General features: G+C 36.5%; 9 protein-coding genes and 1 riboswitch. Of the genes, 4 read left to right on the forward strand and 5 right to left on the reverse strand.

Annotated elements, in window-relative coordinates:
- Nucleotides 1-377 precede the first annotated feature (377 nt).
- Nucleotides 378-1,967: a phosphoenolpyruvate carboxykinase (ATP) gene (gene pckA, locus SPD45_RS14095; protein WP_336268414.1), complete on the reverse strand. Its 1,590-nt coding sequence runs from the start codon at nucleotides 1,965-1,967 to the stop codon at nucleotides 378-380.
- 411 nt (nucleotides 1,968-2,378) lie between these two features.
- Between pckA and SPD45_RS14100 the strand changes: the two genes are divergently transcribed.
- The 3 genes from SPD45_RS14100 to asnB all read left to right on the forward strand — a co-directional run bounded on the left by SPD45_RS14100 (nucleotide 2,379) and on the right by asnB (nucleotide 6,341).
- A complete protein-coding gene (locus SPD45_RS14100) occupies nucleotides 2,379-2,516 on the forward strand; it encodes a hypothetical protein (protein ID WP_336268415.1) in 138 nt (45 codons plus the stop codon).
- Between the two features lie 303 nt (nucleotides 2,517-2,819).
- Nucleotides 2,820-2,926: riboswitch (SAM riboswitch) on the forward strand.
- 150 nt (nucleotides 2,927-3,076) lie between these two features.
- A complete protein-coding gene (metK, locus tag SPD45_RS14105) occupies nucleotides 3,077-4,279 on the forward strand; it encodes a methionine adenosyltransferase (protein WP_336268416.1) in 1,203 nt (400 codons plus the stop codon).
- A gap of 250 nt (nucleotides 4,280-4,529) precedes the next feature.
- Nucleotides 4,530-6,341: an asparagine synthase (glutamine-hydrolyzing) gene (gene asnB, locus SPD45_RS14110; protein WP_336268417.1), complete on the forward strand. Its 1,812-nt coding sequence runs from the start codon at nucleotides 4,530-4,532 to the stop codon at nucleotides 6,339-6,341.
- A gap of 31 nt (nucleotides 6,342-6,372) precedes the next feature.
- Here the strand turns inward: asnB and SPD45_RS14115 are convergent, their stop codons facing one another.
- The 3 genes from SPD45_RS14115 to SPD45_RS14125 all read right to left on the reverse strand — a co-directional run bounded on the left by SPD45_RS14115 (nucleotide 6,373) and on the right by SPD45_RS14125 (nucleotide 8,428).
- Complete coding sequence (locus tag SPD45_RS14115; protein WP_336268418.1) at nucleotides 6,373-7,152, reverse strand: C39 family peptidase; 780 nt, start codon at nucleotides 7,150-7,152, stop codon at nucleotides 6,373-6,375.
- A 123-nt stretch (nucleotides 7,153-7,275) separates the two neighbouring features.
- Nucleotides 7,276-7,794 (reverse strand): gamma carbonic anhydrase, encoded by a 519-nt coding sequence (locus tag SPD45_RS14120; RefSeq protein WP_336268419.1) that lies wholly within the window; start codon nucleotides 7,792-7,794, stop codon nucleotides 7,276-7,278.
- A gap of 64 nt (nucleotides 7,795-7,858) precedes the next feature.
- Nucleotides 7,859-8,428, reverse strand: a complete 570-nt coding sequence (locus tag SPD45_RS14125; protein WP_336268420.1) for a class I SAM-dependent methyltransferase — start codon at nucleotides 8,426-8,428, stop codon at nucleotides 7,859-7,861.
- Nucleotides 8,429-8,696: 268 nt separating this feature from the next.
- Between SPD45_RS14125 and leuS the strand changes: the two genes are divergently transcribed.
- On the forward strand, nucleotides 8,697-11,108 hold the full coding sequence (gene leuS / locus SPD45_RS14130; protein WP_336268421.1) for a leucine--tRNA ligase: 2,412 nt from the start codon (nucleotides 8,697-8,699) through the stop codon (nucleotides 11,106-11,108).
- A gap of 287 nt (nucleotides 11,109-11,395) precedes the next feature.
- On the opposite strand, the gene SPD45_RS14135 is transcribed toward leuS, so the two are convergent.
- Nucleotides 11,396-12,094, reverse strand: a complete 699-nt coding sequence (locus tag SPD45_RS14135) for a hypothetical protein (protein WP_336268422.1) — start codon at nucleotides 12,092-12,094, stop codon at nucleotides 11,396-11,398.
- Nucleotides 12,095-12,148 lie beyond the last annotated feature (54 nt).

Raw genomic sequence — 12,148 nt, forward strand, 5'->3', positions numbered from 1 at the left:
TCACACTTGCGGAATTATTGCATATATTCGCAAGTTCCAGGGAAAAACCGCTCACACTTGCGGAATTATCGCATATATTCGCAAGTTCCAGGGAAAAACCGCTCACACTTGCGGAATTACCGCATATATTCGCAAGTTCCCCGTAAAAACCGTTCACACTTGCGGAATTACCGCATATATTCGCAAGTTCCAGGGAAAAACCGCTCACACTTGCGGAATTAACTAAATCAAAGTGAGGCTGACTTAAAAAACACCACCACACCCTCACTTATTTTTTTCTAGCAGCCACCCGCCACCCATCACCCCAAAAGTAAACAACAAAACCCCGCCCACCATTCTTATGAATGATGACCGGGGTAATATAATGTGCGATTTTTTTAGCCTCTGTAAGTTGGGCCAGCGTTTTTGATTGCTTCGCTTGCGTTTGTGAACTTTTCAAAGTTCGCATGGAATTCTTTTGCTAATTTTTTGGCTGTTTCATCGTATGCTTCTTTATCTTCCCAAGTTAAACGAGGAACTAATACTTCATCTGGTACTCCAGGTACGTGCGCTGGAATGTTAAGGCCGAAGATTTCGTCCTTTACAGTTTCTACAGTGTTTAACTCACCTTCTAGTGCTGCGTGAATCATTGCACGAGTGTATGAAAGCTTCATACGGTTCCCAACACCGTAAGGACCTCCAGTCCAACCAGTGTTTACTAAAAATACATTTGTGTTGAACTGATCGATTTTTTCCCCAAGCATTTCAGCATATTGATCTGGAGAAAGTGGTAAGAATGGTGATCCAAAGCAAGCTGAGAATGTTGCTTCTGGTTCCGTAATTCCACGCTCTGTTCCAGCTAATTTAGATGTGTATCCACTTAAGAAGTGGTACATTGCTTGTTCTTTCGTTAACTTACTGATTGGAGGTAATGTACCTGATGCATCTGCAGTTAAGAAAATAATTGTATTTGGATGACCTGCAACACTTGGAACGATGATGTTGTCAATGTTCTCTAACGGGTATGCAGCTCTTGTGTTTTCTGTTAATGAAACGTCTGAGTAATCAGGTTCACGACTATGATCATCAAGTACGACGTTTTCTAATACGGAACCGAAACGAATAGCATCGAAAATTTGTGGTTCTTTTTCACGTGTTAAATCAACACATTTTGCGTAACAACCACCTTCAATGTTGAATACACCGTTTGGACTCCATCCATGTTCATCATCACCGATTAATTTACGGTAAGGGTCAGCTGATAATGTTGTTTTTCCTGTTCCTGATAAACCGAAAAATAAAGCAACATCACCTTCTTCACCAACGTTTGCTGAACAGTGCATAGATAAAATGTTTTGTTGTGGTAATAAGTAGTTCATCACAGAGAAAATAGATTTTTTAATTTCTCCAGCATATTCTGTTCCACCGATTAATACGACACGCTCTTTGAATGAAATAACGATAAACGTTTCAGAATTCGTTCCATCTTCTTGAGGGTCTGCTTCTAATGTCGGAGCAGAAAGAACTGTAAAGCCAGCCTCATGTGCTGCTAACTCTTCTTTTGTTGGTGTAATGAATAACTGACGGGCAAAAAGGTTATGCCATGCATATTCGTTTACAACTTCCACTGGTAAACGATATTTTTCGTCTGCTCCAGCGAATCCTTTAAAGGAGAAAACTTCATCTTTATTTTTTAAGTGATTTACAACTTTATCGAATAATTTTTGGAATGATGCCTCATCGATTGGTTTGTTTACTTCGCCCCAATCTACTAAATTTTCAGAAACGTCATCACGAACAATGAAACGGTCCTTTGGTGAACGACCAGTGTATTTTCCAGTAGTTGCTTGAACTGCTCCAGTTGCAGTTAATACACCTTCATTACGTGATAAAATCTTTTCAACTAATCCTGGTACAGATAAATTGTTCTGAACATTGTCATTTTGTAAAATTTCTTGTGATACAGTTGACCTAGCTGTCGTATTCATTGAATTAATCCATCCTTTTTTCTCGTGTACTTTAAAATCTGAATATAGTATAACACATTAAACGAATTAGTCCATACTAATGTAATAAAACTATTAGAAAATGTTGATTTATTATAATAAAACAAAAGTTTAAATACCTAAAAACGTTGGTGCAATAACGTTTTTAGAATGTATTACAATTTTGTGAAGAAAATCACAAAAACTTTGTTTCATTACAGTAAATCTATTTTAACATAATCATATCAATACTTGAACTAACATTTTAGCCTCAAATAAAGGATAAGAAAACAGGGTAGCAAGAAAGAGTAAGAACTGTTTCGTCTTATGCGTAATAGGATAAAATTAATGATGCTTCGTTGTTCAGAATGTTTATTGAAAAAGTGTTATATAAAAGAAGGAGTCGCGTTCATATTGAGAAAAAATAATAGATCAGTTCATGGTTTTATTGGGTTTGGAGTGGCGGTTATTATAGTAGGTATTTTAATTGATGATTGGATTGCGACGACGGAAAAAGAAGTGGGTGCTTTCACTCGAACAGAGTTTTCTTAAAGTGTTTTTCTCACTACTGTTGTCAGTAAGATTATATCGGCGATGATATTTATTGGAATGGGTGAAACGATGGAATGAATTGGTACAGATCCAAAATGTCCATATATTTGAAAAAACTTTTGAAAGAAGAGAAAAGGAACTCGTAATTATCAAAATATCGGGGGTATAGTATGAATATAGAGGGTTGTATTTCTTCTTATTTAATCGATTGACATTTCACGTATTATCATATAGACTAGCCATTATAGTATACATATAGAGGTGTTTCTCGGAAAATATTTCATATGTAATAAACAACGGACTCTCTTATTAGGAGTTGGTGGAGGGACAGACCCTGTGAAGCCCAGCAACCTCACAAGTATGTGAAAAGGTGCTTACCTGATGCAAGGATTTTCCTTGAACAATAAGAGTGAAAGGCAGAAACGATATCCTTTCCTCATTTATATAGGAAAGGATTTTTTCATGAATTTCATTATTTATGAAAAACGAACGAGTCATCTCGTTCCCTATGATCTCTATCGAGTAGAGCTCCGTGTAATATATATAGGAGGCTTATTATAATGACAAAGAATCGCCGTTTATTCACATCAGAATCAGTAACGGAAGGACATCCGGATAAAATGAGTGACCAAATCTCGGATGCAATTTTAGATGAAATTTTAAAAAGGGACCCGAATGCACGTGTTGCATGTGAAACGACAGTCACAACAGGGTTAGTGTTAGTTTCGGGTGAAATTACGACGAATGTATATGTCGATATCCCATCCATCGTTCGTAAAACCGTAAAAGAAATTGGATATACCGATTCTCGTTACGGATTTGATGCTGAAACATGTGCTGTATTAACTGCTATTGATGAGCAGTCACCTGATATTGCAGGTGGAGTAGATGTTGCATTAGAAACACGTGAAGGGGAGGCAGATGAATCGGAAATTGGCGCAGGAGACCAAGGATTGATGTTCGGATATGCATGTGATGAAACAGAAGACTTAATGCCATTGCCGATTTATTTAGCGCACCGCATAGCTAAACGTTTAACAGATGTTCGTAAAGACCATACATTACCATATTTACTGCCTGATGGTAAAACACAAGTAACGGTAGAATATGATGAACACGATAAACCTGTTCGTGTCGATGCTATCGTCGTGTCTACTCAACATAAGGAAGATGTTACATTAGAACAGATCCAAAAAGATGTACAGGAACATATTATTAAACCGATCGTTCCGAGTTTCTTATTAGATGAAAACACGAAATATTATATTAACCCATCTGGTCGTTTCGTGATCGGTGGACCACAAGGGGATGCCGGATTAACAGGCCGTAAAATTATCGTCGATACGTACGGTGGATATGCTCGTCATGGTGGGGGAGCATTTTCAGGTAAAGATGCGACAAAAGTGGACCGCTCTGCAGCATATGCTGCACGTTATGTTGCGAAAAATATTGTGGCAGCACATTTAGCAGAAAAATGTGAAGTTCAATTAGCGTATGCTATTGGAGTGGCACAGCCTGTATCGATTGCGATTGATACATTCGGTACTGGAAAAGTGTCGGAGGAAATTTTAGTTGATGTTGTTCGTGAAAATTTCAACTTAAGTCCACGCGGCATTATTCATATGTTAGATTTACGTCGTCCGATATACCGTGACACAGCTGCATATGGACATTTCGGTCGCCGTGATGTCACCCTTCCTTGGGAAAACTTAGATAAAGCAGAAGCATTGAGACAATCTGCTGTCGAAATTGCGAATAAATAAAATGGAAAAATGGATGATATACATGTCATCCATTTTTTGTTTATATGGATAAAAGTTGTATAGTAAGAAGTGAAAGCAAGTCGAAAAGTTCATCTTATGTTAGGTGAAAACCTATTCATTCATAAGATGAAACAATATCGTGAACAATTGTAAAATAATGACGTTCACGACGGATGTAATGCTTGTCGTAACAGAAAAAAGTATGGTATTATTTTTTAGAAAATAGATTTCATAAAGGTAGGTTACAAACATGGGCCATTTTATTGGAAGTTTACATCATGGAACGACTTCATCTATCATAGATGTAAACAATGTCGAGCAAGGCGAACAAACATATGAACATGAAAGTTTTACTTTTTTATATGAAGAAAATGAATTAGATCAAGTATTTGAAAATGAACAATATTATGTACATTATTTTGGTGAATGCTATAACAAAGGAAAATTAGCTGAAAAAGCAGGGATTTCATCTACGAATATTGCGGAAATTATCGCGATTTTATTCCCACAAGAAAAAAAGGAATTATTCGCGCAAATTAGCGGGAAATTTATTGTTACCATTTTGGATAAACAAAGCGAAACATTATATGGAGCGCGAGATCACTTTGGGGTGAAGCCACTTTTTTATGTAGAAAGAGATGGAGCGTTCACATTCTCTTCTTCGAAAACGGAAATTACGAAACGTTATCATATAGATAAAATGAATGAAACGGCGTTACAACATTATTTTAGTTTCCAATATGTACCTGAACCATATACATTACATGATGATGTCGTCATTATGGATCCGGCTACGTATTTTGTGAAGGAAAAAGCAGGGAAAGTGACATTTCATAAATATTGGAAACCATCGTTTGACCCTGTACAAACAGAGAAGTCTGTATGGATCAATAAAATTCGTGAAGTAATGTTTGAAAATATTGAAAAACGTATGGATGGTATTGCAGATATTGGGGCATTTTTATCTGGAGGAATTGATTCAACTTTAGTCGTGTCAATGGCGAAAGAGATTAACCCGAATATAAAGACATTCTCTGTCGGTTTTGAGCGAGAAGGATTTTCTGAAGTAGATATTGCTAAGGAGACAGCAGATAAAGTAGGCGTTGAAAACATCGCGAAATTTATTACAGCAGATGAATATGTGAATCAAATTCCAGAAATTATGTGGAATTTAGAAGAGCCGTTAGCAGACCCATCATGTATTCCGTTATATTTCGTTTCTAAAGAAGCGAGTAGTTATGTTAATTTTGCATTATCTGGGGAAGGTTCTGATGAGTTATTTGGCGGGTACAATATTTATCGTGAACCAGACTCTTTACGTATGTTTAACTATATTCCAGGATTATTCAAAACTTTAATCCGAAAAGTTGCGATGACTTTACCTGATAATATGAGTGGGAAAAGTTTCTTATTAAGAGGGACAACCCCATTAAGAGAACGTTATATTGGTAATGCGAAAATGTTTGAGGAAAAAGAAAAAGAGGCATTTTTAAAAACGTTTAATCGCACGATTTCCTATGAGGATATTACGGGTCCGTATTATGATATTATAAGCCACGAACCACTTGTCGCTCAAATGCAGTATATCGATATTCATACGTGGATGCGTGGGGATATTTTATTAAAAGCTGGTAAAATGTCGAAGGCCAATGGAATTGAAATTAGAATGCCGTTTGTCGATAAAGATGTGTTTGAATTAGCGAGTCAAATTCCGATCGATTTAAAAATTGCGAACAATACAACGAAATCGATTTTACGTGAAGCATCACGAGGAATTATCCCGGATCACGTATTAGACCGAAAAAAATTAGGGTTCCCTGTACCGATGAGACATTGGCTGAAAAAAGAGTTAAATGGTTGGGCAAAACGTATTATTGATGAAGCGGATGTAGATGCTTACGTGAATAAACAATTTGTCCGTGATTTATTAGAGGCACATTGTGCTGGAAAAGCCGATTACAGCCGTAAAATATGGACATTCTTAATGTTCATGGTATGGCATCAAGTGTTTATGGAAGGGAAATATGATTTTACACAAGAACAATCTACGTTAAGAGGGTAAAATCATTACATGAAACAACAAAAACAGTCTATTACTCATACATCGTAATAGACTGTTTTCCCATTTGTTCCCAAGCAGCAATGAAATCTTTTATCGGTGCACTACTTCGGTAATTTAATGGGTCATTGAAATATACTTTTTCTTCATCATATCCAGTTATTAAGACAGCATGTTGTCGGTACGTAATGTCGAGTGGTCCATCTTCTGTTTGCCATGTTTCAAATTGTTCCTTTGGCAAATGTTTATAGTGGGAATTAATGATTACCCATACTGGATGGCCTTCACTTACATGCCTTTTCACTTTTTTAAAATCTTCTCCTGTAAAATCAACTACTTGTAAGTTTGTCGCATGTTTTTTGGCAAGTGATGCGATAGGACCGTGATAAACACCGAGACCTGGTTCATCGAATGTATACATACTCCCGACAAATCCATTGTACGGATTGCCGAAATGGACTTGTCCATCTTTATAGGAATATGCTTGTGTATTACGTTCCACTTCTTCAGCTAGCGTCATTTTATCGACTTCGATATGATGAAAGGCTAGAAGCATGCTCAGTGCTGTCACTTCACAACCACGAGGTAACTCTGGCATCTGTTCTATAAGTGGTACCTCTAATTGTACGGCTTTTTTAATTGTTGCCTTTTCTCTTGTTACTTCTTGTTCGATCGTTTCAGCATGGACTATTTTATCTTTTGTTACGTCTTCTTGTTCAAATGTAGCGATGATGGCATTTTTTACATGCATTAATTCGCCATTTGCATAAGCTAAATAACCAATAAAAAGGGTCGTCGAAGCAAAGATCGTCATATAAAATATTGATAGTATGTAAGAAGCTCTCTTTTTTAAAAAGAAAATCGATATGACTGAAAAACAATATAAAAACAAAGAAATTATGAATAGTAGAAGGAGCAAATATGTCACCTCATTATATCAATCAGTAAAAACATTTTCTTTATAATATTGGCCTTTTTCTACGTAAGATGCTCGAATTCTGTCCATATCTTGTATATCTTTATCTGTTAATATACGGACAACTTTTGCAGGGCGGCCAAATGCTAATGTGTTCGGTGGGATTTTCGTGCCAGGAGATAGTAAACTCCCTGCCCCGATAAATGCATTTTCTCCGATTTCCACTCCGTCTAATAAAATGGAACCCATACCGATTAGAGCATTTTTTCGAACGGTACAACTATGTAATGTCACTTGATGCCCAATACTTACACCGTCTTCTAAAATGACAGGCATGTTTGGGCTTTGGTGAATGAGTGATAAGTCTTGAATGTTGACGTTATTTCCAATAATAGTTGGTGCAACATCGCCACGGATAACAGTTTGGAACCATACACTACATTTTTCGCCAATCTTTACATCGCCAACAATTGTAGCGTTTGGAGCGACATAGGTCGTTTCATCAATTTGTGGGTATTTCCCTTTATATTGATCGATCATTGTACACACCTCATTTCATTTATCTATCCATTATCATACCATGAATGATGGCAAATCTCTTACCTTACTGTCTTTTTTCAATTGCGATCACAAATGGTGGATTATTCCGTTGATTCACGAATCCGTACTGGAGGACACCGTAATATTGTTGGTCTAAATTTGTTACAAATTGAAGGACAGCATCCTTTTCTTCTTTCCCTCCAACATGCCCGTGGTAAACAACGAGCACGACACGACCACCTTTTTTCAGATTGTGGAGCAATGCTTCCATCGCAGCGATTGTTGATGGGGCTTCTGTAATTACTTTTTTATCGCTTCGTGGTAAATAGCCTAAATTAAATATAGCTGCACGAACTTTTTCTTTATGTTCTTCCTGTAAGTATGTTTCGAGCTTTGCATGGCTATCATGAATATAATGGACATTGTTCCAGCCATGTTGTTGTATTAGTTGTTTTGTCGTTTCGATTGCCTGTTGTTGCACGTCAAAACTGTATACATGTCCAGTTTCACCGACGAGTGTCGCAAGTAATAATGTATCGTTCCCATTACCACATGTTGCATCTAAAACGATATCTCCTTCATTTGTCACTTCTTTTAATAAATGATGTGCAAATGGAATGACACCTTTAAACATATGATTTAAATTCCTTTCTTTATATAAAATAAAGCTTATTCATAATATAACATCAAACATAATCATTACGCATGAAAAATGCTGCCATGAAGGGACGAATCTTGACAATTATCGTCGTTTTCACTACAATTCGTATAGTTAGGGTTATTAATTTAGCGAAATTTTGTTTTTAGCAAGCTTCTCATTTATGTATAAGATGAGTAGCTTTTTTACGTAACATATACATATTATATTTTTTTAGAAAAAGTTGAACTGAGGAGGAACTTTTGTGAATTATAACCATCGCGAAATAGAGAAGAAATGGCAAGATTATTGGTTAGAAAACAAAACATTTAAAACAGATACTTATTCGGATAAAGAGAAATTTTATGCTCTTGATATGTTCCCATATCCGTCTGGATCCGGTTTACACGTTGGGCACCCAGAAGGATATACGGCGACAGATATTTTATCGCGTATGCGTCGTATGCAAGGGTATGAAGTATTACACCCGATGGGATGGGATGCTTTTGGACTGCCAGCTGAGCAATACGCGTTAGATACGGGGAATAGTCCAGCAGCATTTACAGAAAAAAACATTGCGACATTTAAGCGACAAATTCAAGAGTTAGGTTTTTCTTATGATTGGGATCGTGAAATTAATACGACAGATCCGAAATATTATAAATGGACACAATGGATATTTACGAAGCTACACGAAAAAGGGCTCGCTTATATGGATGAAATTGAAGTAAATTGGTGTGAAGCACTTGGAACAGTGTTAGCGAATGAGGAAGTAATTGATGGAAAAAGTGAGCGTGGCGATCATCCTGTAGTGAAAAAACCGATGAAACAATGGGTATTAAAAATTACAGAATATGCAGATCGTTTATTAGAAGATTTAGAAGAACTGGATTGGCCTGAAAGCATTAAAGAAATGCAACGTAATTGGATTGGTCGTTCAGAAGGAGCGGACGTTACGTTTCAAATTAAAGGACATGACAAAACATATGATGTATTCACGACACGTCCAGACACATTATTCGGTGCGACATATAGTGTCTTATCACCAGAGCATCCGTATGTGTTAGATATTACGACAGAAAAACAGCGTGAAGCAGTAGAGGCATATATAGAAGAAGTAAAAAATAAATCCGAAATCGAACGAACAGATACATCGAAAGAAAAAACAGGTGTATTCACTGGGGCATATGCGATTAATCCAGTTTCAGGTGCAGAAATTCCAATTTGGATTTCAGACTATGTATTAATGTCTTACGGAACTGGGGCAATTATGGCAGTTCCAGCACATGACGAGCGTGACTATGAATTTGCGACAAAATTTGACTTACCGATTGTCGAAGTCGTAAGTGGTGGTGACGTTTCAAAAGAGGCGTACACAGGTGACGGGGCACATGTGAATTCAGACTTTTTAAATGGATTAGAAAAAGAAGCGGCAATTACGAAAATGATTGATTGGTTAGTGGAACATAATGTAGGGAAAAAACAAATAACGTATCGTTTACGTGATTGGTTATTCTCTCGCCAACGCTATTGGGGAGAGCCGATTCCTGTCATTCATTGGGAAGACGGTACAATGACGACTGTTCCAGAAGAAGAATTGCCACTCGTGTTACCAGAAATGGAGGAAATTAAGCCTTCAGGAACAGGAGAATCTCCACTTGCCAATAGCGATTGGATCCATGTTGTAGATCCAAAAACAGGCATGAAAGGTCGTCGAGAAACAAATACGATGCCACAGTGGGCTGGAAGTTGTTGGTATTACTTACGTTATATCGACCCAGACAATGATGACATGATCATCGACCCGAAACTTGTGGACAAATGGTTACCTGTTGATATTTATATCGGTGGAGCAGAACATGCGGTTTTACACTTATTATATGCTCGTTTCTGGCATAAATTTTTATATGATATTGGAGTTGTCCCGACAAAAGAACCGTTCCAAAAATTATACAACCAAGGGATGATTCTAGGTACGAACAATGAAAAAATGAGTAAATCAAAAGGGAATGTCATTAACCCTGATGATATCGTGCAAAGCCATGGTGCAGATACATTACGTTTATACGAAATGTTCATGGGACCATTGGATGCGGATGTTGCATGGTCTACAACTGGATTAGATGGAGCACGTCGCTTCTTAGACCGTACGTGGAGATTAGTCGTTGCAGAAGATGGAACTTTAGCAGATCGTATCGTTGAGGAACATGATGAAGCGATGGAAAAAACATACCATGAAACAGTGAAGAAAGTAACGGAAGATTATGAGCAGTTACATTTCAACACGGCGATTTCACAAATGATGGTCTTTATTAATGAAGCATACAAAGTAGATAAAGTAAGTAAAACTTTTGTTGAAGGATTCGTAAAATTACTACACCCGATCGCTCCTCATTTAGGGGAAGAATTATGGAATCGTCTTGGTCATGAAAACACGATTGCATATGAACCTTGGCCGACATATGATGAGGCGAAATTAGTGGAAGATGAAGTAGAAGTCGTTCTACAAGTAATGGGGAAAGTACGTTCCAAATTAAATGTGGCAAAAGATATTTCAAAAGAAGAGTTAGAAACACTTGCATTAAATGATGAAAAAATTAAACAGTGGATTGACGGAAAAACGGTGCGTAAAGTTATTGTCATCCCTGGAAAATTAGTAAATATCGTGGCAAATTAAATAATAGAAGAGCTTAGACAAAAGCAATGATTCATTTCAGTTATTGAATGTTTATAGGAATCAGAAACAATTGTACAGTTTGTTTTACCAAAAGCTTACCGATTGTAGCGGCATTTCTTAATGCAGATTTTGTATGACGCTAGTCGGTAGCTGATTAGATCCGTACATATTGTTCATGTAGACAAACATCTTAGCTGTTGATCATTTGTCTAAGCTCTTTTTCTGTTTACAATCGATTAGTTTATAAAAAAAGTGCTCCATTTTTTGTGTAATGTATTTTAAACTAACTACATATGTTCAAAATTTTGTTTGATTAGTGTCCATTTCCCATTTTTATAATGATAGATAGAATCAATTTTGGCGAGTAGGTCATATTCATCGATTCCAGCAACAAATTGTGTCGTTTTGATACTATACCCATTTGCTGTATGAATCGTTAAAGTTTCTGTATTGATAATAGGGCTAATTTGAACTTTTTGTTTTTTTAATAAGGTTCCGTTTGTATCGTATATATTTGCTTTCGTATATTGATCTTCCTTTCCATCTAATCCAACTTCGAATTTATCGTTTTTAATTGGGTCTCGTAGTATGACTTTAAATCCATGTTGGAATTTGCCGTCTAATTGAACAGGTTGAGGGAGTGGGATTTTTTTAAAAGATCCGTGTTGAAATTCGTATATTTGTGTATCATACATCGTTCTTTCTTTATTTAATGCTACTTTATATACTATATTCATTTTTCCATTGTTCGTAATATCGATGAAAGAAACAGTTGGGTCATATCCTTCCTTTAACGCAATATGCCATTTTTTATTCGTTTCATTTGTAATGGAAATAGAAACGTCTTTTAAAAAGGTTGTTGTTTCCGATAAATATGTTCCATGTAGTTCAATCTTTTCTTTTCGACCATCTTTTGTTACATCTTCTTCTGTAGTGGAAATTGTCGTTTGATGTTGAACTTGTTGGAGAGATGTTTCTTCTATCATAGGAATTTCAGTTAAAAATAATTGCATGATCGTTAGGAGAAGGAGCATTTTTCA

It is taken from the genome of Pseudogracilibacillus sp. SO10305, assembly GCF_037072005.1.
GTDB classification, from domain to species: domain Bacteria; phylum Bacillota; class Bacilli; order Bacillales; family Amphibacillaceae; genus Pseudogracilibacillus; species Pseudogracilibacillus intestinigallinarum.